The 20,856-nt window shown below is 43.9% G+C and carries 23 protein-coding genes; 17 read left to right on the top strand and 6 right to left on the bottom strand.

Features of this window, described 5'->3' with window-relative positions; genetic code table 11:
* Positions 1-55 precede the first annotated feature (55 nt).
* Positions 56-409: an antiterminator Q family protein gene (locus ACQYWX_RS12165; RefSeq protein ID WP_431688941.1), complete on the top strand. Its 354-nt coding sequence runs from the start codon at positions 56-58 to the stop codon at positions 407-409.
* 148 nt (positions 410-557) lie between these two features.
* Positions 558-1,847: a DNA cytosine methyltransferase gene (locus tag ACQYWX_RS12170; protein ID WP_431689511.1), complete on the top strand. Its 1,290-nt coding sequence runs from the start codon at positions 558-560 to the stop codon at positions 1,845-1,847.
* A 9-nt stretch (positions 1,848-1,856) separates the two neighbouring features.
* Here ACQYWX_RS12170 and ACQYWX_RS12175 read toward each other — a convergent pair whose 3' ends face one another.
* From ACQYWX_RS12175 to umuD, 4 genes are all read right to left on the bottom strand, one after another.
* Complete coding sequence (locus ACQYWX_RS12175; protein ID WP_431688942.1) at positions 1,857-2,780, bottom strand: hypothetical protein; 924 nt, start codon at positions 2,778-2,780, stop codon at positions 1,857-1,859.
* The gene (locus ACQYWX_RS12180) at positions 2,777-5,137 is read right to left on the bottom strand and encodes an ATP-binding protein (protein WP_431688943.1); all 2,361 of its coding nucleotides are present in this window, start codon (positions 5,135-5,137) and stop codon (positions 2,777-2,779) included. The genes ACQYWX_RS12175 and ACQYWX_RS12180 overlap by 4 nt, the downstream gene beginning before the upstream one ends.
* 104 nt (positions 5,138-5,241) lie before the next feature.
* The gene (gene umuC, locus ACQYWX_RS12185) at positions 5,242-6,507 is read right to left on the bottom strand and encodes a translesion error-prone DNA polymerase V subunit UmuC (RefSeq protein ID WP_431688944.1); all 1,266 of its coding nucleotides are present in this window, start codon (positions 6,505-6,507) and stop codon (positions 5,242-5,244) included.
* Positions 6,504-6,890 (bottom strand): translesion error-prone DNA polymerase V autoproteolytic subunit, encoded by a 387-nt coding sequence (umuD, locus tag ACQYWX_RS12190; RefSeq protein ID WP_431688945.1) that lies wholly within the window; start codon positions 6,888-6,890, stop codon positions 6,504-6,506. Before umuD ends, umuC begins: the two co-directional genes overlap by 4 nt.
* Positions 6,891-7,260: 370 nt before the next feature.
* Between umuD and ACQYWX_RS12195 the strand changes: the two genes are divergently transcribed.
* The 7 genes from ACQYWX_RS12195 (at position 7,261) to ACQYWX_RS12225 (ending at position 12,049) form a co-directional block, all read left to right on the top strand.
* Positions 7,261-7,476: a hypothetical protein gene (locus ACQYWX_RS12195; protein WP_431688946.1), complete on the top strand. Its 216-nt coding sequence runs from the start codon at positions 7,261-7,263 to the stop codon at positions 7,474-7,476.
* Positions 7,477-7,582: 106 nt separating this feature from the next.
* On the top strand, positions 7,583-8,893 hold the full coding sequence (locus ACQYWX_RS12200; RefSeq protein WP_431688947.1) for a deoxyguanosinetriphosphate triphosphohydrolase: 1,311 nt from the start codon (positions 7,583-7,585) through the stop codon (positions 8,891-8,893).
* A 158-nt stretch (positions 8,894-9,051) separates the two neighbouring features.
* Complete coding sequence (locus tag ACQYWX_RS12205; protein WP_431688948.1) at positions 9,052-9,846, top strand: hypothetical protein; 795 nt, start codon at positions 9,052-9,054, stop codon at positions 9,844-9,846.
* Between the two features lie 763 nt (positions 9,847-10,609).
* Positions 10,610-10,993: a M15 family metallopeptidase gene (locus ACQYWX_RS12210; protein WP_431688949.1), complete on the top strand. Its 384-nt coding sequence runs from the start codon at positions 10,610-10,612 to the stop codon at positions 10,991-10,993.
* Entirely contained in the window at positions 10,990-11,394 is a 405-nt protein-coding gene (locus ACQYWX_RS12215; protein ID WP_431688950.1) for a 3TM-type holin, read from the top strand. Before ACQYWX_RS12210 ends, ACQYWX_RS12215 begins: the two co-directional genes overlap by 4 nt.
* 35 nt (positions 11,395-11,429) lie before the next feature.
* Positions 11,430-11,672: a hypothetical protein gene (locus ACQYWX_RS12220; RefSeq protein WP_431688951.1), complete on the top strand. Its 243-nt coding sequence runs from the start codon at positions 11,430-11,432 to the stop codon at positions 11,670-11,672.
* A complete protein-coding gene (locus tag ACQYWX_RS12225; protein WP_431688952.1) occupies positions 11,672-12,049 on the top strand; it encodes an HNH endonuclease in 378 nt (125 codons plus the stop codon). Before ACQYWX_RS12220 ends, ACQYWX_RS12225 begins: the two co-directional genes overlap by 1 nt.
* A gap of 67 nt (positions 12,050-12,116) precedes the next feature.
* Here the strand turns inward: ACQYWX_RS12225 and ACQYWX_RS12230 are convergent, their stop codons facing one another.
* Both ACQYWX_RS12230 and ACQYWX_RS12235 read right to left on the bottom strand, forming a co-directional pair.
* A complete protein-coding gene (locus ACQYWX_RS12230) occupies positions 12,117-12,512 on the bottom strand; it encodes a hypothetical protein (protein WP_431688953.1) in 396 nt (131 codons plus the stop codon).
* 219 nt (positions 12,513-12,731) lie between these two features.
* Positions 12,732-13,289, bottom strand: a complete 558-nt coding sequence (locus ACQYWX_RS12235; protein WP_431688954.1) for a transglutaminase-like domain-containing protein — start codon at positions 13,287-13,289, stop codon at positions 12,732-12,734.
* Positions 13,290-13,446: 157 nt separating this feature from the next.
* Here ACQYWX_RS12235 and ACQYWX_RS12240 point away from each other — a divergent pair, with 157 nt between their 5' ends.
* The 8 genes from ACQYWX_RS12240 (at position 13,447) to ACQYWX_RS12275 (ending at position 20,812) form a co-directional block, all read left to right on the top strand.
* The gene (locus ACQYWX_RS12240) at positions 13,447-14,055 is read left to right on the top strand and encodes a hypothetical protein (RefSeq protein WP_431688955.1); all 609 of its coding nucleotides are present in this window, start codon (positions 13,447-13,449) and stop codon (positions 14,053-14,055) included.
* Entirely contained in the window at positions 14,052-14,270 is a 219-nt protein-coding gene (locus ACQYWX_RS12245; protein ID WP_431688956.1) for a hypothetical protein, read from the top strand. The genes ACQYWX_RS12240 and ACQYWX_RS12245 overlap by 4 nt, the downstream gene beginning before the upstream one ends.
* 488 nt (positions 14,271-14,758) lie before the next feature.
* Positions 14,759-15,346 carry a hypothetical protein gene (locus ACQYWX_RS12250; protein ID WP_431688957.1) on the top strand — a complete coding sequence of 196 codons (588 nt, stop codon included), beginning with the start codon at positions 14,759-14,761 and terminating at the stop codon, positions 15,344-15,346.
* Positions 15,347-17,309: 1,963 nt separating this feature from the next.
* Entirely contained in the window at positions 17,310-17,789 is a 480-nt protein-coding gene (locus tag ACQYWX_RS12255) for an SMI1/KNR4 family protein (protein WP_431688958.1), read from the top strand.
* Between the two features lie 411 nt (positions 17,790-18,200).
* On the top strand, positions 18,201-18,332 hold the full coding sequence (locus ACQYWX_RS12260; RefSeq protein WP_431688959.1) for a hypothetical protein: 132 nt from the start codon (positions 18,201-18,203) through the stop codon (positions 18,330-18,332).
* 53 nt (positions 18,333-18,385) lie between these two features.
* On the top strand, positions 18,386-18,910 hold the full coding sequence (locus ACQYWX_RS12265) for a hypothetical protein (protein ID WP_431688960.1): 525 nt from the start codon (positions 18,386-18,388) through the stop codon (positions 18,908-18,910).
* 453 nt (positions 18,911-19,363) lie between these two features.
* Positions 19,364-19,717 carry a hypothetical protein gene (locus tag ACQYWX_RS12270; protein ID WP_431688961.1) on the top strand — a complete coding sequence of 118 codons (354 nt, stop codon included), beginning with the start codon at positions 19,364-19,366 and terminating at the stop codon, positions 19,715-19,717.
* A 189-nt stretch (positions 19,718-19,906) separates the two neighbouring features.
* Positions 19,907-20,812: a DUF2167 domain-containing protein gene (locus ACQYWX_RS12275; protein ID WP_431688962.1), complete on the top strand. Its 906-nt coding sequence runs from the start codon at positions 19,907-19,909 to the stop codon at positions 20,810-20,812.
* Positions 20,813-20,856 lie beyond the last annotated feature (44 nt).

Genomic DNA, 20,856 nt, shown 5'->3' on the forward strand with positions numbered 1-20,856 from the left:
GGCTTGCATGGACGCACATCCAGCTTATTGAAAATGAACTGATAGAGGTAAAACGATGAGACGAGCAGTAGATGAAACCGCATGGTTACTGGAACAGTGGGCGAGGTGGTCTAAATTTAATACAGATAACGTGGGCTATCCCTCGTCTACGCCGTTTGCGCGGATGGCTGGGAGTTCTGTGCGGTCGCCGGTGATTACGGATCAGGAGGCGGCCAGGGTGGATTTGGCGGTGTCCAAGTTGAGGGCTAGGGATGAGGAGATGGGGGAGGTTGTACTGCTTTACTACATGGCGGGGGAAAATCTTTCTCATGTGGTACGTAAGATGCCGGCGTTAGGCAGGAGAAAGGCGGGCATGTTGCTCAACGCTGGTATAGCCTGGATCGATGGCATGCTTACTTTGTGTAATTGACATTTCTAGTCGTTACTAGCTTTTATGATGGCTGTTGCGTGTCGGAAAGTAGAGAGGCAAATTTATATTGCTTTTCAAAAATAGTACTTCATGGTAAAAGAGCCGCGCTTGGTAGGTGTTTGAAAATTAACTAGGGTCTCTATTGAAAGTGTCAAACGGTGCATTAGCTAGGAATCGCTCATCAGTTCAGGAAGCATCTTCAAATAGCGTTAACTTTATCGACGTTTTTGCGGGGTGTGGAGGACTCAGTCTCGGCTTATCTCAGGCAGGTTGGGAGGGAGTATTTGCTGTTGAGCAAGATAGCTTTGCGTTTATGACGTTAAAACATAACCTAATTGAAGGAAAGTCTGGTGCATATAAACAATGGCCAGAATGGTTGCCTAAAACTGAACATAGTATAAAAGACATACTGGAGACTTATAGAGAGCAGCTCGAATCCTTGAGTGGAAAAATTGATATGATTGTTGGTGGTCCACCATGCCAAGGGTTTTCGAGTGCTGGTCGAAGAGATCCAAATGACCCTAGAAACGATCTGGTTAATTTGTATCTTCAATTTGTGAATATAGTAGAGCCTAAAGTTGTCCTGATAGAAAATGTGAAAGGGATAACTCATGATTTCGAAGATGATAAAGGTGCTAACAGTAAAGTTAACTATGCGTGTAAGATTATAGATTGCCTGTCTGAAAATTATACTGTATCGAGTAGAGTCATAGATACCTCTGAGTTTGGTGTGCCTCAGCGAAGACATAGATTTTTTGTTATTGCTGTGCGGAACGACCTCTTTCCATCTAAAAAAATACACCCATTTGAGCAAATTGAGAAAAATCGTTTATCTTTCATAAGAAATAAAGGTTTTGCTTCTCTGCCTGTTTCCTCAGGGTCTGCAATTTCAGACCTTGAAGTTAGAAGAAATGGTAAGGTTGCTAGTCGTGATAGTGTTGGTTTTGAGGAGATATCTTATAATCACCCTTTAACTACGTATCAGAAAATAATGCATGGTGATGTCGGAAGGACAAATTTAACTGATACGCGCCTTGCAAGACATAAACAAAAAATTGTTGAGCGTTTTCAAAGTATAATTAAAACATGCCATACAGATGGGAGGCTAAACGTTTCTCTATCAAACGAGTTGAAAAGCAGGCTAGGGTTGAAAAAGAGTGCAATCAGAGTATTAGATCCTGAAAGACCTTCACCTACTATAACTAGCATGCCTGATGATTTGATTCATTATAGTGAGCCTAGAACACTAACTGTTAGAGAAAATGCAAGGCTTCAAAGTTTTCCTGATTGGTTTGAGTTTCAGGGGAAATATACAACAGGAGGAGAAAGAAGAAAAAGGGAAGTGCCACGATTCACCCAAGTGGCAAATGCGGTTCCGCCTTTAGTGGCAGAAGCCATAGGGGATACGTTAAGGAAAATTCTTTCCGAAAATGGATAAATATATCGATTACTCGCTTTCAGTAGGCTTTAGTTTATTAAACACATCTTCAATTGCAGAATGAAAACCCAAAAGCTCTTGTCTGAGGGTGCGCATATCATTGACCGTTAGCTCTTTGCCTTGCCTGTTAAATAGTTTTCTTGAAAAACCATTCTCTGTAACTGTTACGTGCGCCAATAAATTTCTGTTCGGAACAGTATTGTTGCTATATTTATTGATTAGTTCTACGATATGGCTAAAGTCAGAGTGAGTTTCTAATATTTTTCTTAGTAAAATTAGCCTGTCGTTGCTTGTATAAACGCCATGATGCTTGGAAAGATCTCGAAGGTGTTCGATTTTAGAAAGAGCATCTAAATCTTTAAGAAATTTATCTTTCTTTTCTTCTAATTTGGTTGTTATGAGCGCTATGGTTTTACCTTTTTCCTCTTTCTCACTGCTATCAAATAGCGTCGATAGGCACTCATTGACCAATTGATCTATAGAGCTGGTTGCCCCCATGACAATTCCTCGGGAGTGATCAATATCAATGACCTTCTTAATTAGTGCTTCGAATACTCCTGCAACTGTATGAGGTAGGTCCTCTCTGGTTGAGCAAAAGATGCCTTCTACTTTTCTTTCGGCTACCTTTTCCTTGAGATCTGGTGCCTGAGAGGAGTAAAAAATAATATCTTTAAATTCAATATGCCTGCGTACTTCAACAATACCGTCAGCTCCATTGGTTCCAGCCCCAAGGTTATAGTCCATCAAAACCAGATCTATATGGTCTCTATAAATGTCGTTCTCAATAAAGTTTTTTGCTTCGTTCATATTTGAGGCAAACTCTGTTCTTAATCTAAATCCCTCCAGCCTCATAATATTTTCAATTTTTTCCCTCTGTGACTCTACGTGCCTTTGCTGGTCGTCTATCCATAGTACATTAAAGTCTAGTCTCATTTTGATATCCTAATTAAAAATGAAGCGCCGTTATTTTCTTTCACTTTTACGGCTTCTATTGTGCCGTTCATTTCCCCTAATACATGCCTTACGTGATATAGCCCTAATCCTGAGCCATCCGTTAAAGAGAACCCTTTTTCGAAGATTCTATCAAGATCATCAATGCTACTATCAAACCCTCTCCCATTATCACTGACCATTATGTGGATATTATTTTTAGAAGGGTGTGTTATGTCAAAGGTGATTAGATTTGCTTTTATTTGTCTTTTTCTAGAGTTGGATATTAGATTGTCTACTACTATCGATATATCAATGGGTTTGAAATTTTGCTCGAATCCTTTTCCGTCATTGTTGACTTCTATCGATAATGAGCCAAATATGTTGTTTATAGATATTTCGGTTATGTATTGCTCTACGTAATGACCTAAGTCAGCATTGATCATCTCAGATTCGAGCCTAAAGTTTGCTTTTGTTGCAAACTTCGATATACCAAGCACTTTTTTGTTAAGTAAAGATATTTGCTCTAGTGTGCTCATGGTATCATTGACAGGGAACTCTTTATTGTTTGAAATTTTTTGCAGTATGTTTTCGATTTTTTGCTGAATATCAACTGCATATATTGTAACTTGATGGTGGAGGCTATCTATGGCATCAGTGTTAAGTGATGATATTGAAGTAAGGAATAGGTTTCTTTTTCTTTCTTCCTTAAGTTGTGTCGTTACCTTTTGAACGGTCTTTTCTGCTTCTTGGGCACGAAGCTGTGCCGCTTTTCTTGCTTCTCTCTCTGTATCGGCTTCTTTTCTTGCTAACTCCTCAGAGCGCCGAATAGCTTCAAACTTCTTTTCAGCTTCTTTAATAGAGTCGAGAAGAGTATTGTCTTTTGACTTGTCGGCGATTGCTCTTAGACTACTAAGCGATGACTCAAATTGTGAAGATCTTTCATCAAGCAAACTAACAAGCTTCTTATTGTATGTGATTAGTTGAACGTCATCGCTATCAACTAGTTTGGCAACCGCTGACGCCACTCTTGCTTTGCCAGGGTCTGTTAGAAGGCGTGAAATATCGCTTGTATATTTGTCTTCCTTATCAGGAAAAGTCACAGGTACTATATATCGCTCAAGTCTTTTTAAGCAATGTTCTCTGAAGCATGTCTGCAACTCAATTACGGCTTCATTTTCTATTAAGCCGGTGTTTCTGCTTGATGCTTCATTAAACTGCTTGTCATAACCTGATACATCTAGCCGACCTATAACGTCTCTACTTCCTAGAAATCGCGCATATCCTTGCTGTTTTCTATGGTCTATCTTAAACCAATCGTAGCCTTCCTCGCCTATTGGGTAAACACGGAAGCCATTTCTAAATAGAAATACTGAGCCGAATCTAACGGACGGGACGCCCATTCTTTTGGCAAAGGTAAGTTTAGCCGAGTGATTTAAAAAAAATAGTTTGCAGCTAAATCCCGAGTTCTTAAGTAGTGAATATGGGTTGGGTTCTTTTATATGATAAATTACCTCTCCTCTGTCTGTAAGAATACTTTCAATTTGTGTTCCGTCAGGTGTTACCTCTACGGATATATATGTTGTCTTTTCTTGAAGTGTTGAAAAAATAAAGTTTCCAATTTCTCCATTTACTAGCGCATTTGGAGGTACAGCCTCTCCTTTGTCTCTGAAATTTTTTGCGGCGCTGCTGTCATTTTCTATCTCTCCTGGCGCATGTATGACTATTTTGAATTTGTCAATTTCAGCGCCAAATGGATTGATGAGTTTTGCTAAGTCGGTTTTTATATTTAATATATCATCTCTTTCCCATTTTTTTCTTGTTTCGCTTATTGTTATAATTGTTCCTTTTTTTATGCTTGGAATTTCTGGTGGTAGAGAGTAGCTATTTTTCTCTTCATAGATCACATTTATTTTTTCAAAGTGATTTGCATGGTCAACATCAAAAAGGTTCCAGTCTATTGTCAATGAGTGAACGAACTTATCTATTTCATTCTCTGGCCGGGTTTGAAGGTTTATCTTCTTGCCTAAACGATCAGAGGAAAACCTCCCAATGCCTTTACTCCCAGCGTAATGGTGGCTATCTGATATGTCATCTCTAAAACCTTTCTTTCTTTGCTTTTTTTCTGAATATGCAACAAATAGCCACTTGTTTTGAATGTCATCAAATGACATTCCATCACCATTGTCGGCTATGACGATCTTGTTTTCGTCAAAATATATGTCTACTCTTTTGGCGTTAGCATCGAAAGAGTTTTTAACAAGCTCAAATATTGCGACCTCGTCATCTGTGATTAGTTCGCTACCTAATACACTTTTAAGCCCGCTGCTTACATCAAAGTTTAATGTGGCCGATTCCATAATGTGATTAGCTTTTATTGGGTGTTTGAGTAAAGTCCTAATTGTTGATTATAGGTGTGCAACTATTATGGTTACAACGAAGAGCTAGAGATAACGAAGGCTTCTTAATTGATTTGTGGTATCTTATCCCACCTAGTAGTATAAGCAGGAGAAAGTCTACCTCGCTTCATTCCCCAAGGCTGCTGTATTCCCTGTCCAGCAAACCAAACAACGCCACCTGTTCCCCTATTAAGCTTATCCAATGTCTCCATAAGCTCCACACTACCGCGCCTCCCTTCGTCTACTTCAAATAGATGACGCTGACAAACCCTAGGAGGAGAGAAGTCACAGAGCATTACTCCGGCCTTCAAATAGCGGTAGCCATCCCGCCAGATCCTATCCAGTAAGACCCGGGCAATCTCTATGAAATCGCGGGTATCGTCAGAAGGAAAAGGCAGCTTTCCGGTCGCTGCATTGGAATAGTATGGTTCACCTTTGGAGAATTTTCCGGTCTGAATAAACACGGTAATGACGGAGGCGCGCTGTTTCTCTCTGCGGAGCTTTTCGGCGGCGCGGCTGGCGTACTCGCATACGGCCTCGCGCATGTTCTGAAAGCAGGTAATGCGCTCGCCAAAGGAGCGGCTACAAATGATCTGTTTCTTGGGTGGCGGGGCGTCTTCTAACTCAATACAGGAAACGCCGTTAAGCTCGTTAACCGTGCGCTCTACCACAACCGATAAGCGCTTGCGGAGTAGGGCGGGGTTAGCCTCGGCAAGTTCTAAGGCGGTGGTAATGCCCAGCGCGCCCAGGCGAGCGGCAAGCTTTGAACCAATACCCCAGACCTCCGAAACCGGCGTAAGGGTCAATAAACGGCGCTGACGGTAGCGGTCGGAGAGATCAACCACGCCGCCGGTAGCTGGGTAACGTTTGGCTGCGTGGTTGGCGAGCTTGGCTAATGTCTTGGTGGGAGCAATGCCCACACAGACGGTAATACCGATCCATTGCCCGATGGTCTGGCGGACCTGCTGGCCGAACTCCACCAAATCCATACAGGCTGAGACGCCGGACAAGTCGAGAAAGGCCTCATCTATAGAATAGACCTCACATACTGGCGCCAGTTCGCCCAGGGTGCGCATAACTCGGCTGGAGATGTCCGCGTAAAGGGCGTAATTCGACGAGAAGGTAACCACGCCGTGTTGTTTAACCAGGTCGCGGAACTTGAATATAGGCGCGCCCATGGGAAAGCCAAGCGCTTTGGCCTCCCGTGAGCGGGCGACAATACAGCCGTCGTTGTTGCTGAGCACCAGGACGGGCGTATCCTTCAAATCGGGGCGGAATAGCTTCTCACACGATGCGTAAAAGTTGTTGCAATCAACCAGCGCAAAAGTCATCTGTTGAGTATCCGGACAACGCCTGACACCACGCCAAACACTTCAATCTCAGGCGCGTCTATGGGCTTGTAACGCTTGTTACGGGGGAGCAAACAAGGGGTAGGGTGGAGCTGCAATTCCTTAACCGTGAACTCGCCGTGTAAGGCTGCGATAACTATGTCGCCGTGCTTGGCGGTAAGGGAACGGTCCACTATCAGGATATCGCCGGAATAGATGCCGGCCTCAATCATAGAGTCGCCCTGAACGCGGACGTAATACGTGGCGGCGGGGTGCCTGATACATAGCTCATTGAGGTCCAGGGCTTTTTCTATGTAGTCCTGGGCGGGGCTGGGAAACCCGGCTGAAACGTGCTCCAAAAACAACGGGAGTAAACGCCTGCGCATCCTTGCACCGCTGCGACCAAGTAGCGATACGCGCATTGTGACCTCTAAAGTGATAAAATATACTGTATAAAAATACAGTTAAGCTCTGGCATGTCAAGAAACTCTTACGCCTTGCAGAATGAGGTGTCACGGTTTAGCGATGATTCAATAATCTAGTGGCTATACTAAGGTGGTAATGAGATCGCATACGAATTTTCATATGCACACTCAATGTTATTCGTGGCTTAGGTAGTTTTGATTTTCGTGGCTTTTAAAATGGAATCAATAGGTTGGAGGAAGTTACTTCGGAGTTGTCAGCTTAATAAGCGCGCATACGGGATATGAGAATGTTAAATTTGTCAATAAGTAATCAATCAATTTAGGAGCGAATATGTCAGAACTTAGTATATATGAGCAGGCTCTAGTAGCCGTGTTAAACGAAGCCAAGTTGCTGGGTATTGACATGGATAGGTTGTCAGAGAATGTAAATGCTGGAATTATGGGAAATAAGCCATACACTTGGATTGATACTATGCATAAACAAGACGTTTTGGATGTTCTTGAAAATGCGGTCAGAAAGCTTGAGTCACACCACGCAGAAACTTAATAATTTGATTCTGTCGTCGCTACTCGGCGTGGAGCCCTTTCCGTAGGGTTGCACTTTAGCGCTAAAGAAAGGCGTTACATTTACTAATGGATATGGTGAATATTATATGGACTGGAAAAAATTACTCTCTACTACAAGAAAGAAAAGCTCAAAAAAAGTATGCGAGGTACGGAGCGAATATAATAAAGACTACGATAAGATAGTTTTTTCGTCCGCATTTAGGCGTTTGGGACGGAAGACACAGGTTCACCCTTTAGCGCACCACGATCACGTTCATACTCGTTTAACTCATTCTTTAGAAGTTGGAAGTGTTGGAAGAAGTTTGGGGCTTATAGTAGGAAATTTCTTATCAGGAAAAAATGTTCTTCCCCCTGGTGTATGCTCGCCAGAAATTGGTGCAATTGTTCATGCGGCTTGTTTAGCACATGACATAGGTAACCCTCCATTTGGTCATGCGGGTGAATTTGCTATTCGTCATTGGTTTAAAGAAAATAGCCACAAACTTTGCTTAAGTAGCCGAAGCGAACGAAATGATTTTGAAATATTTGAAGGTAATGCTCAGGGATTTAGAATCGTATCGGAAATAGAAAATAATTATAATGATGGAGGACTGCGATTAACATATGCAACATTAGGGACTTTGGTGAAATATCCGTGGTTTTCTAATCATTGTATTGCTGAGTCAAAGGGGAAGTTTAATTTCTTTCAGTCAGAGAGAAAATTTGCAGAAGAAGTAATGGTAGAATTGGGCTTAAGTAATGGCAGTAGTGTCCAGTTTTATAGGCACCCTTTATCATTCTTAATGGAAGCTGCTGATGATATTTGTTACAAAATACTAGATATTGAAGATGCACTTGAATTAAATATTCTGAGAATTGGAGATATTTATCATATCTTTGAGAAGCTTTCTGGGGAAAAAAATGTTTCAGATGGTAGCTCTTACGATCTACATCATACAAATCGACGGTTGGTGGCTCCCCTAAGAGCTAATGCTATTGAAAATCTAATAAAAAAGTGTGCAAATGTATTTGAAGAAAACTATGATGAAATAATTTCAGGTGATTTTAATGGGGATCTTATTGGTAATATTAAAGGAGTTGAGAGTGAAGGTTTGGAAGAGGCTAAGAAAGTCACTGAAAGTAATATTTTTATAGCCAGGAGAAAGGTGGAGCTTGAGATCGGTTCTTACTCTATTCTTGAAACCATTTTATCGGCATATATAGATGCCGTAAACGAGTTTAAAATTGGTAAGCTATCGTTTAAATCACAGCGCGTATTAGACCTTATGGGTGCAAATAAAGTAGATTATAGCGCTTCTTATCATCAATGTTATCTTCGAGTAACAGACTTGGTTTCTGGAATGACCGATAATCATGCAGCTTATGTGGCGTCGCAATTGTCAGGGCATGTTGGTTGATAATCATATTATTTGGCTATTTAGTATGGTTTATTATGAGTGAGGTAGTTCGGATTTTCACGGTTTTATCAATCAAGTCAGTGAGTTTGATGTTAGCCTTCGAGGTCAGGGAAATGATAAACTCGCACTTTTGATTGGGGATAGGGATAAGTAGTAGCGTGGTAGATATTTGGAATCCAGACACTTTCGGCCTTGAACTTTTGAGCTTGCTTAGAGCGGAATCACAGCTTGTTTCTGATTTTTACTCTGAAAAAGACAGATTGATGAAGGAGCATTTGAATAGCTCGACTTACCAAAGTCTAAAACCGAATCGATTCGATCCTGCTTTCTCGTCGTTCAAGGAAAATAACCTGACCCCTGTGCTGACCGACACTCGAATACGAGTATGGCACTACACTAGGTTATTGGATCATGAAGTCGAAATGATGCAACAAAGACTGGTGCCTTCGTCATTGGATTTCTTGGAAAATCGCCTTCAACACCTTGTCGAAAAAGGGATGTTTACCAAGGAAGAAGCCGATAGGGTTTATCAAGAGAGCCCCTTTCACTCACAAAAAGAGTTAAGATCAGGGAGGCTATGGACTGTCACCTTGCCACTTCATTGCCGTGATGAAGGTGTTTTACCTCTCCTTGAAAATTGGGGCGGAGAGTCTGCGTATAGTGAACTTTCAGATGAATTATTGGCTGCCAAACTGAAACGTTTTGGAGCGCCAAGAGTTATCGAGATCGAGACCTCACTGTCGGACAGACAAAACGCATTTATGGCTTCTGACACCGTTTTGGAAGCATGGGCGAAGAGTCTGGGAGTTTCAGTAGCCCTAACTGGTTGTGATCTTGCAATTACGAATTGCCTCTGCACCGCGAAACTTGTGCGAGTACTTACGGAAGGCGAAAGAGCCTTTGAAGAGCTAGCCAAGACATACCCTGAAGGTATCAGCGAGAAAATCAACTAACATAATCGGATGTTCGGAGCCGCTACGCGGCTCCAAATTGGCCTGTGAGCTGGGCATTAGGCTTTACAAATGTGCAATTGCTCTGAACTACCAAAGTCAGTTGTTAAGATAACTTTAAGCTATTCGTTTCGTTATATAGAGATGGCTGGAGTAAAGCTCTTCCCTAATTATTTTTCAGGCTTGGAAGCCGAGGAGTTCGAGCCAGAGCTAAACCATGAAACCTATTACTATCATTGCAAGGAGTGTCGGCAAGGCTGGTACATCATGCTGGATGCTAATGAATCGCCTTCACCGTGGCTGGCCATAAAGCACGATAACTTTGAGCAACCTCTAACAGAGCAAGATATATTGGCAGAAGAACAGTTCCTTACGATCCTTGCTCATAATGGCTTCGAGCCAAGCCCGTGTAGGTATAAGGACTGTAAGAACTTAAAGCTCAAAAACAAAGAGCTATGCCATTTGCATCTTATGTTGTAACAGGCCGAGCATCTTCAGGAATTCTATTCGCCGGGCCTCATTTGAGGCGGCTGAAAGAGGCTAAGACTTATTGTTGCGATATTTGTGGGTAATTTGCTTTTTTATCCAGGCTTTGTTGCCAAATTTAGAATAATCATGTAAGCTTCATCCCATATTCTGCACTACTGCGCCCTGACAACTCTCAGGGCGTTTTCATATAGAGACCCGGTATCCGAAAGGAGCCGGGTTTTTTGCTTTCTAGAGCCTCGCTTATGCGGGGCTTTTTCGTTTGTGGGTTATGCAAAACATGAGCTTCTACTTAGGCAAGCGCTCCAAGTCGCGCTTGGTTGGCCTGCATCCTGACCTTGTGAAAGTGATCGAGAGAGCGATTCAGATCACCCCGATTGATTTCACCGTACTGGAAGGCCTGCGAACCATCGAGCGCCAAACGGAGCTGTACAAGGCCGGCAAATCCAAGACTATGCGCAGCCGCCATTTAACCGGCCATGCGGTGGACCTGGGTGTTTTGATCAACGGTTCAATCACTTGGGAGGCCCGTTATTACCAGATACTCGCCGACGCTGTGAAGCAAGCCGCCGAAGGGCTGGGCATTCCCATAGAGTGGGGCGGCGATTTCAACGGCTTTTTCGATGGACCCCATTTCCAATTACCCTGGAAACAATACCCATGAGCGCCTGGGCTTCATTGATCAATCTGTTTAAACCAGTCGCCGATCTGATAGACAACGTCCACACCAGCGACGAAGAGCGCCTGCAGATACAGGCACAGCTATTTCAGATTCAGGCCGAGCTAACCCAACGAGTGATGGAGTACGAAACCAAGCTGCTGGAGGCGAAGGCAAGAACGATCCAAGCGGAAGCGCAAGGGCAAAGCATCCTGCAGCGCAACTGGCGCCCGTTAACCATGCTGTGTTTCCTTGCTTTGGTTGTGTGTGACTCCTTTGGCTTACTGACGTTTCGCTTAAGCGTGGAAGCCTGGGATCTGCTGCAAATAGGACTGGGCGGATACGTCGCCGGCAGATCGTTGGAGAAGATCGCCCCCAAGGTAACCGACGTGATGAGTAAGAAATAATGGAAGAGAACCAAACCACCCGGAGGCACTGGCACTTGGACAAGACCATAAGTGTAGGCCACCTGATCAGTACGCTGGTAATCGCCATTTCCGTGATCACCTGGGCGGGCTCCATAGATCGCCGTGTCGAGCAAAACGCGTTGGCGGTTAAGTACCTGAATGAAGAGCAAGTGCAACAGCGTCAGCGTATCGACGCCGTCCGCAATGAAATAAAAACGGACCTGCGAGCCATCAACGACAAGTTAGACCGCCTGATCGAGCGGCAGAGTGAACGCTAATGCCTCAAGCTTCGTTAAGGCCCTGCAAAGATAAGGGCTGCCCCAATACGACCCGACACAAGTCACGATACTGTGTGAGCCACGCAGACAAGCGAGAGGCGACACGCTGGGGAGTATGGCAACAACAGAAGGGCAGCGACACCCAACGAGGTTATGGTTGGCAATGGCGGAAGCTTAGGGCGCGGATACTGAGGCGGGATAATTATTTGTGTCAGGTGTGCTTAAAGCTGGGGCGAACCAGTGCGGCGACTGAGGTGGATCATATACTGCCCAAGGCGGAAGGAGGGGATAGTCGTGGCAGTAATCTTCAGGGTATTTGTAAGGCGTGTCACCGGATGAAAACAAATATAGACGTGAAAAAGCAAGCCGCTACCTGACGCTCAAGTTTGTCAATCCAGTGGCATTGCTACCGTATGTATTCATAGGTAGCGAACGCAATAAAGTTTAAGCATATGCAAACATGGGCGAATGTCTGAAAGTAATATCATACTCTGATTCAGACATTAGCTCTTCAATATCTGAAGCATCCTCAATTTTTACAATGAGCAGCCAGTCATTGCCATATGGATTGCTGGTGTCATGGAAAGGAAAGTTGTTGGTGCTGACAATGTAGCCTGAAATTGGCATGTAAAAAGGCAGAATCTCACCCCTATGGGTTTCAAGTGTCCCAACTTGTTCTCCTGAGGCATATAGCTTGGTGTAGTCAACGTTGCAAGATAGCCTTATAGAACCTTTAATATTTGATACAAACTCTGTTACACCTACTATGGCGAAGCTGGCTAAGATACGAACCCATTCGTGGCAGGAATAATATTTTAATGTGGATCGGGACTCGTTCATGATGTCACCTAGACGGATACAGCATTCTGGAGGTATTTATTTGCAGGGGATAGAATCCTGAGAGAGTTGCCGGTAGCGATACCTAGACGCAAACGGTAGCAAGATGCTAGTGCAAGGTGCATCTCTTACCCTATTCCTAATGAAGGGAAAAAGACACCGTTTTCAAAAATATATTTTCATTAACAAATAAGTGCTCATGTAGGCAATATACCGGCGTATTTAACCCAACTCTATGCATACTTTTTGCTGAGTGGGGTACACAGCTGGACCAAACTGGTTGTAGATTGCGACATCTGCTGCGTCTCGACCATAGCCCAGAGCGACATAACCTCCTTTTTTGGAGTGCTGTGTTGCGTCGAATGTGTACCATCGCCCAGCCACAAAGGCTTCAAACCAAGCGTGTAATTCCATTGGTTGTAAGGCATTTAAGTAACCTACCACCATGCGAGCAGGAATGCTCAAGCTGCGACAAAGAGCAACGCCAAGGTGGGAAAGATCTCTGCATACGCCAATTTGCCGTTGATTCACCTCGATAGCTGAAAGAGGTAATAGGCTGCTTCCAGGTTGAAACTGTATGGTACTAAGCAGCCAGCTTTCTATTTGAACCACTTGGTCGTAACCGGGGCGCTGGTTGTGCGTAATTTGTCGCGCCATTTCGTTAAAATAGTCAGACTCACAGTACCTACTGGACAGCAAATATTTTAATACGCTGTCAGGCAAGTATTGAATATCTACAAAGTAGCCTCCTGGCTCCTCATCGATATAGTTGGATGTCATGATTCGGGCTGACGTATAGACTCTAAAATTCCCAGGAGGAGCAATCAGTCTCTGACAAAGGTTACCGTAATCGTCAGTAAACTCGAAAACAGGAACACTCGGAAAAAGCGGAACCATCAACGCGGCGACCTTCCAAACAGGAGCTAGCGGCAAACGGATGGTGATGAACTCCGCCACCAACGAGATGGAGTTTTACGGGGATCGCGGCAACGGTCAGATCGACAAACTGGCGACTATCGGGATCACCCAGTCCGGCGGCGACTATTACATTGGCAGCTTTGGCAACGCCCAGGAAGGCAATAACCGGATCGCACTGCGCGCCACGTCCAATACAGGCGTGGCGATTCAGGGCGTTTCAAACCGCACCAGCATCTCAGGGACCACCTTCGGTCCTAATCCTTACTACGGCATAGGCGGCAACGCGACGGGAACCGGGAAGGGCGCGCAGGGAACCAGCGCCGGCGGGATCGGCGTCTATGGCGCGGGCGCGAACTATGGACCTCTCACCGCCGGGCATGATTGCCTGATCCGAAAACAGGAAAACGTCAGGCCGGGACAGATTCTTGTTTATGACCGGCTGGTCCACCGCAAGAACCTGTCGAACGTGATCCACTCTCCAGCCATCCAAGGCAACGTGGCAAAGCCGGCGTCTTTCTGTGGGCGAAGCCTTTTGACGAATCGGAGTTTCCGGCGGCGTTTGACCTGTAGGACTTCACGGTCGCTCAGATTTACACGCTGTCGGAAGTCTACAACCTGGGCTGTATGAACGCCTTGGGCGAAGGTCAGATGCAGGTCTGCGCTGAAGGTGGCGACATCGAGATAGGCGACTACATCGTCACCTCAAGCCGGCCCGGCGTTGGCATGCGCCAGGAGGATGACGTGCTGCGCAGCTACACCATCGCGGAGGCCCGCGAAGCGGTTAACTGGAAAGAGGAGGGAAGCGACGAGAGGTTGATCTCGTGTAAGTATCTTTGTGGTTGAAGGGGGGGGCTACCCCTTTTATATCCATTGTTAACAAGATTGCCATGGCATGGAGCAGCATGCGATTTGCCAAAAGGAAAACACTATCAAACTGGGGTGCCTGATCGTATCCTGGAGGCATAAAGAGGGCCTACGAGTGGCACTATCTCCGCTTTCCATTTATGTTGGCATATACCCCAGTTATATCTTTAATTCCCTCGCCAGTCGTTGAACGAACTTCTTCCTCTGCATGTGATAAATATCCTACATCTGTAGGAATTGCTACATCAAGCCGGTCCGGCATAACCTGTGTCAGGGGGGCACTAAGAAGATACACTACAGAGGTGGCCGGTGAGCGCTTAACTGGCCAGAGGAGGAGCGCGACGAGAGATTGATCTCGTGTAAGTATCTATGTGGAAAAGATGGGAAACCGCCCCCACGCCTGCTCGTAGTAAAAATGCTATATAAATATTATATTTGTGCTCAAAATACTCTATGGAGGATACTGTATGCATACAGACTGGGATAAAATTGATAAAGAGTTAAACGACGGCATGAGAAGGATCCGCGAAGCTGGATTAAGGGGGACAAATAGGCGAAGCTTTATCGATCAAAGACCTGGGGGTAATCTTTATTATCGTAAAATGTCAAAAGCTGAATGGAATAACGCCACCAGCAATGGAAGTAAGAACTACGATTTCTCTAAGGCGTTGAGTTATTTTAATAAACCTTTGTATCGGCTGTGGATGTCTACATCACATGACAAATGTGAGGTTTTTGGAAATGAAAATGCCGTTAACCAAGAAGATTCTGTAATTGTGTGTTTTAGATTTTCAGTATCATGTTTAGTTAAGGCAAATAGACGTCTTGTAAAAGCGCATCAAGAACCGGGGGCGCAGCATGACTCTGGTTGTATAGCTATACATAGAGAAGGATTTGACCAAACTGGAAATATGAGTTCTTCTGGTGATGTGGATAGAGTGCTTGAAAAAAATCAGGCTTATAATATTGGCATAACTTCCTCTAATCAAGGATTATTCCAACGCTTTTTGGAAGAGTCTTATATTTGTCAGCCATTTCAAGCTAATAGGAAATAGTAGAAGCCCTGCATACATAACCAGCGGCTTTAACCAAAATGTCCAAACCTATGCTGTTTTTGCGAGCTCGCTGCGTTACACTTTATCAAAAAAACACTCTGGTTTGGCCGCTGGTGAGTCGGATGTTAATGCATACAGGGAAATTCAGTAAATAAAAGTAATACGACCCTGTCCAGCCATTTCGTATTTTCCCGTTAATGTAATATTAATAAGAGACGTTTGATGCCTTGTAAGTATCTGTATGTAAGATTGTGGAGAGTTTAATAACTTGGTGAACCATTTCTTTACCTGAGATTGATTTGATAGCGATAGCCGCTGCTATAGCATCGTTGCTGTAAAAGAACTCATCGTCCTCGGTTACATCATTCGATTCCAGCTTGGCTTTGCAGTTCGCAATGAACTCGTTTAAGGCGTGGCTAGCGTATCTGGCTGTAGACTCAGTCATTTCGACAGTCACAGTTTTTGCGTAAAATTGGTTTTTGTTCGCTCATAAAGGAAATCAGTATCAAACTGGGTGGCCTGATCGTATCCAAGTAGCGTCAAGTGGACCTGTTAGTGGTTCAATCCCAGCTTTCTAACGTGATGCTTGATTATATTGGTATATACCCCAGTTATATTTGTAATTCCCTCGCTAGCGAGCCTTCCTCTACATGTGATAAAGGGATTGGCAAACTCTCAAGAGCGCTTGTGTCACCTGTCAAACCAGAGTTCGCAATGCGTTGTGATACACTGTAACTACATTTTCAATGCAATTTATACCCCTTATCGGCGGCCACGGAGGAGGTTGACGCACAGAATTTGCCCAAATGTAGTTGTCCCTAATTGCATCATTCATGTTACCCGTAACTTCTAATCTATAGTTAATCATAGCGCCAGCAAAAGCTGCTCGGTGAGCTCCGTCGGTTATATAATACTTATTGATCATGTTTGAATTTAAACAGAAACTCATCACTTCAATTTGGTTGAAACTATTGTTACACCATATTGTCAATATTGCTCTTGAATATGGTCGCGCTGTGAGAAGGGGAGGCTGAGCGATTTATACTACAATGATGCTCCCACATTGCATAGAGCCCATAACCCGTTTTATTAATGATATTGGATGGCATTCTTTTCAGCGTTGCGATAGCAAACTTGTAATGCGGGGTATCTTTTATGTGGCAAGCATATGGCGATACACTGCCACTGCCATCCCAGAATCTAAAATATAAGTCATCTATATTAATTTTTTGGGGCATAACAATTCACGTATAAATAGTTATTTGGTTGTTGTCTCTGGAGTGAGGATTCTGATGTGTCTTTTTGTAAGCTTTATGATTAATTGTCGTGGTATTTGCTTGTGACTTCAATCCTGGAGGATTTTGGTATTTAAAATGGCTACTGCAACCGGATAATTATTGCATGGCTTTCCATGTATTAAATATCCTACATCTGTAGGAATTGATATCTCAAACCGGCCCGGCATTGGCATGCGCCAGGAGAATGACGTGCTGCGTAACTATACGATCGCGGAGGCCCGCGAGGCGGTTAACTGGACAGAGGAGGAAAGCGACGAGAGGTTGATCTCGTGTAAGTATCTTTGTGGTTGATGAGGGCGCTCCTCCTCACGGCTGCGCGATTTGAGTAAATGCCGAGTTTGTGAAATTTGGGTTAGGCCTTACGCTCCAAGGGGGCAGGTAATTTTTTATGTTTGCCTGTATATAAATACAGTTATTTCTCACGTGACTGGAAAGTCGCACGCTTTGCCGTACCGAATGGCTTGGTTTTCCGATGATGCTGTTCTGAAAAGTGCTTTGATTCAATAAGTTGGGATCTGGCTTGTTGTGATCACGAGACCCCCAAGAAAGTGTATATACGCACGCACGGTTTCTTGTAAGTGAGGTAGTTTAACTTTCTGGGGTTTTACACTGGAATCAGTGGGCTGGAGGAACTATCTTCAAAATATTAGAATGGGAAAACGCGCATGCGCGATATACAAATGTTACGTGTAATGGAAAAAATCGACCGTCTGGCGCAACAATACGATGCTCAGCGCCATGTACATTTGAATAGCGCTCCGCCACCAACACCAGAGTCTGTGGCAAAAATTGAAGAGCACTTTGGGTGTGCATTGCCTAAGAGTCATATTCGATTTTGTGAGAAATCTGCGCACTATGGTGATTGGCTAGCTAGTATCGGCCCAGATTTTGAGTCTCCGAATCATATAATCAATATAAATCGGCTATGGCGTGAAGAAGTCGAAGAAAATGAGCGTATTCCACCAAATCTTTTGATAATAAATGTCGGTTATGATGAAGATCTTGATTGTATTGATATGGAAACATTCGATGAGGCTACAGGGGAATATCCAATCACTTATTGGGCTTATGGCGTACCACCGGAGGAAAGCGATTTGTCTGGAAGCTTTTTTGACTATATGGCAAAGCAGGTTCGCGGGTGGTAAAACACGTAACAAGTCAAAGCACGCTCGCCAGCACAGCTGGCTGGACCTCCGCACTACGTGCTCCGGCCCGTGTTTGAGGCGTTATACGTAAATTGGATTCGAGTATTTAGATGGCTTGGCCGAAACGAGGAACAAGGAAGATAGTTGTTGAGGGTGAAGAATTTTTGTGGCACTACGACGCTTGTTGCCCTTGGTGTAGCGACGACGTTTTTACCGCAGGGAAAGCTGGTCATGGGCACGTACTGTTTATCGACCCTTTCCCTTGGGCAATCGAGTTTAAGCCTAAGTTTGTTGCTAGTGCCATAAAATGGGCTTTGTCCGAAGGTTGGTCGCCAAAAAGCGGACCCACTAAAGCAATGTCCATCAATAGTGAAACAGAAGAGTTTTTCTGGTTGAAGGAAGGCGAGCGTCATGCGCAATGTGTTGGCCCAGCGCCAGATCACGTATAACGAGGCGCTCAAACGGGAACGCAAAGAGCGCGTCCCTTTAGCTTGGCATTATGAGCAAAAAGTTGACGAAATCAGAGTGAATAATATCGAATGAGTCTATTAGCTAAATTGTATTCTCTAAGGCGTAATTCAAATTGTGTTCATATTTTGATCGCTATAGTTTGTGTGCTATTGAATGGATGCGCGGTTTCTTTCGATAAATCAAAAATAAAAGAAATAAAAGGTGAACCAATATCCCTAAACAGTTCTGATTGTCGGCTACTGTTTAAGGTTCATGTTTTACCGGAAGAATATCAAAAAAAAGGTCGAATCAACCCTGACGACTATATAGATTGGACAAAAGAAGTTTTTAACAAAAAGGGTTGTGTCGCATCTTTGGCAACAGAAGAGAAAGAATCAGATATGATTATTACAGTAATAGACTCTTATGTGTATTCTGGTGCCGGAGCGGGTATTATTGCTGCTCTCACGTTATACGTTATACCACTAAAAGAAACGAGTGCAAATCGACAGGTAAAAATTGAATATGGCGAGTCAATTAGAACCTTTGATAGTGAAACAAATGTTTGGGTTGGCTGGTACTTCTTACCATTTTTTCCTGCTAGCTTTTTTAACTACGATAAGTATATTTTTAAAGATCACCTAGAAGAATTTATCAGTGAAAAAAGATAAGATAATTTCATTAATCGATCACGGGCTAATAAACAAGTATTATGTGTCAGCGAGATCCAGGCGTATAAGAACTATAAAAAGCTGGTTGCGCTCTCTCTCATTCTTATGGGGATAATCTTCGTTATCGTAGCAGGGGGGGGCACTCACCGGCTTAGTCACTTGTCCCGAGGGAACGCCAGATTGTGAAGGCCGGGCAATGTTGGGTGGTTATGTGTTCGGTCCGGAAGCTATTGGTTTTCTTGTTGGGGGTATTGCGCTTCTTAAAGGTAGAAGCCTGTGGTATCAGCTGGCTACCGTTTGCGGCGCAGCCTGGTTCACTTGTTGGGCAATCATGTGAGGCCGCATAACAAGCGGTTGTAGTCGCCGCGAAATACGCGGCTGGGACGGCTTACGCTACGCTCCAGCCGCCCCTAAACCGAGCGTTATGTGTAAAGTCCGAATCAGAGCACAGTGATGAATGAAATAGATTTAGAATATATAGATAGAGTGCTCGCCGGAGTTAAAGAGCATTACAAGGAATGGGTTGATTCATATTCCCCTAATCCTTTAAGTCTTTGTCAATTTGCATATTATGAGCAATGCGCTTCAAAAGAGTGTTGTAAAAATATTTTGGAGTCAGGTGCTTCAATCGCTTTGGGTAATGAACTTGTCGTAAACGGTATTTGTGATTGGATAATATATAATAGCGAGTTAGCATTGCGCCATAAGAATCTTGGTATTTTAACATTCGAACGGATAGCTTCCGGTGAGTGGTTTTCCGATGTTGACCAACCAGAAAAGGATTGGCCAAAAATGATAAAAAAATGAGTCCAGGTGAGATTATAGTTAACTCATATGATAAATTGGCAAACCTATGAGCAACTGCCATATAACAAGTGGCTGCTACGGACCCAAAACAGTTGGCACCTTTTCGGCACCGCTTCGCTGGCCAAAAAGTCGCCAACCATTTTGGGCCGCAGAGCCATGCGTTAGCAGAAAAAAATGGAGAAAGTTGTCATGTTAACGAATTACGGTAGCACGAGTTACCTACAATGGGTTTTCGCAACTCTGCTTGCCGTAGTTGCTACACAAGCAGTAGCGTTGGATGAAGATACCATGATCGAGCAAATCCAGGCTCTGGACTGGCAAGTGGAACCTGGAAAATATCAATTGACTGGCTCGGATGCCTCAGTAACTACAAATTCAGACGAGTATTTACTCAAGGGCGCAGAGGCGCATAAATATATGCGTATCTCTGAAGGGCACGATGGTTTTAAGCCTGATGCCATAATCGTTCGTGTCGAGGGCCCTAGCCAAGATACACAAGTACTTTTTACGTATCATGATATCGGCTATGTAAAAATGGATGACTGGGAGGAGCATATTGATAAAGATGAATTGCTAAAAGAAATTCAAAGTAGTACAGAAGCTGCAAATAAAATAAAGGAAAAAGGCTATCCAAAATTGTATGTTGATGGCTGGGCGCAAGAGCCATACCTAGATAAAGCACACGCAATTGTTTACTGGGCAATATCCGCACATACAAGTGAAGGAAGCTCAATTGTAAATGCAAAAGCCATGAAATTAGGCCGTAAGGGTTTTTCCGAAATAGTCTGGATGGGCAACCCTAGTCAATTTGCAAATGCTCAAACATCTTTATCCCCATCTCTAGCAGCGTATCAGTATGATGAAGGTTCGAAATACGCCGATTATGTTCCGGGAACAGACACGCTAGCCGCAGTTGGGGCCGGTGCTCTGGCTTACAAGCTTATAACTGGTAAAGCCGCTGCGAAAACAAGCGCAGGCTTGCTAGCGCTGCTGGCAATCTTTGCTAAGAAATTATGGTTTCTTATTTTTGTGCCTTTTGTTTTCGTTTGGAAGCGGATCAAAGGCTTATTTTCAGGCACCAAAGACAGTGCATAAACTGCTAACAAATAGCTACACCGGACAAAATACTCGCTGCGCTC

This window comes from Hahella sp. NBU794, from assembly GCF_050749805.1.
In the GTDB taxonomy this organism is placed as follows: domain Bacteria; phylum Pseudomonadota; class Gammaproteobacteria; order Pseudomonadales; family Oleiphilaceae; genus Hahella.

Coding starts and splice junctions, on each gene's coding strand:
- umuC (WP_431688944.1), bottom strand. CDS start 6,507: ATGACTTTTGCGCTGGTTGATTGCAACAACTTTTACGCATCGTGTGAG.
- ACQYWX_RS12275 (WP_431688962.1), top strand. CDS start 19,907: ATGTTAACGAATTACGGTAGCACGAGTTACCTACAATGGGTTTTCGCA.
- ACQYWX_RS12270 (WP_431688961.1), top strand. CDS start 19,364: ATGAATGAAATAGATTTAGAATATATAGATAGAGTGCTCGCCGGAGTT.
- ACQYWX_RS12165 (WP_431688941.1), top strand. CDS start 56: ATGAGACGAGCAGTAGATGAAACCGCATGGTTACTGGAACAGTGGGCG.
- ACQYWX_RS12225 (WP_431688952.1), top strand. CDS start 11,672: ATGCCTCAAGCTTCGTTAAGGCCCTGCAAAGATAAGGGCTGCCCCAAT.
- ACQYWX_RS12195 (WP_431688946.1), top strand. CDS start 7,261: ATGTCAGAACTTAGTATATATGAGCAGGCTCTAGTAGCCGTGTTAAAC.
- ACQYWX_RS12250 (WP_431688957.1), top strand. CDS start 14,759: ATGCATACAGACTGGGATAAAATTGATAAAGAGTTAAACGACGGCATG.
- ACQYWX_RS12260 (WP_431688959.1), top strand. CDS start 18,201: ATGCGCAATGTGTTGGCCCAGCGCCAGATCACGTATAACGAGGCGCTC.
- ACQYWX_RS12180 (WP_431688943.1), bottom strand. CDS start 5,137: ATGGAATCGGCCACATTAAACTTTGATGTAAGCAGCGGGCTTAAAAGT.
- ACQYWX_RS12230 (WP_431688953.1), bottom strand. CDS start 12,512: ATGAACGAGTCCCGATCCACATTAAAATATTATTCCTGCCACGAATGG.
- ACQYWX_RS12215 (WP_431688950.1), top strand. CDS start 10,990: ATGAGCGCCTGGGCTTCATTGATCAATCTGTTTAAACCAGTCGCCGAT.
- umuD (WP_431688945.1), bottom strand. CDS start 6,890: ATGCGCAGGCGTTTACTCCCGTTGTTTTTGGAGCACGTTTCAGCCGGG.
- ACQYWX_RS12175 (WP_431688942.1), bottom strand. CDS start 2,780: ATGAGACTAGACTTTAATGTACTATGGATAGACGACCAGCAAAGGCAC.
- ACQYWX_RS12240 (WP_431688955.1), top strand. CDS start 13,447: ATGGTGATGAACTCCGCCACCAACGAGATGGAGTTTTACGGGGATCGC.
- ACQYWX_RS12235 (WP_431688954.1), bottom strand. CDS start 13,289: ATGACATCCAACTATATCGATGAGGAGCCAGGAGGCTACTTTGTAGAT.
- ACQYWX_RS12210 (WP_431688949.1), top strand. CDS start 10,610: ATGAGCTTCTACTTAGGCAAGCGCTCCAAGTCGCGCTTGGTTGGCCTG.
- ACQYWX_RS12255 (WP_431688958.1), top strand. CDS start 17,310: ATGCGCGATATACAAATGTTACGTGTAATGGAAAAAATCGACCGTCTG.
- ACQYWX_RS12245 (WP_431688956.1), top strand. CDS start 14,052: ATGAACGCCTTGGGCGAAGGTCAGATGCAGGTCTGCGCTGAAGGTGGC.
- ACQYWX_RS12200 (WP_431688947.1), top strand. CDS start 7,583: ATGGACTGGAAAAAATTACTCTCTACTACAAGAAAGAAAAGCTCAAAA.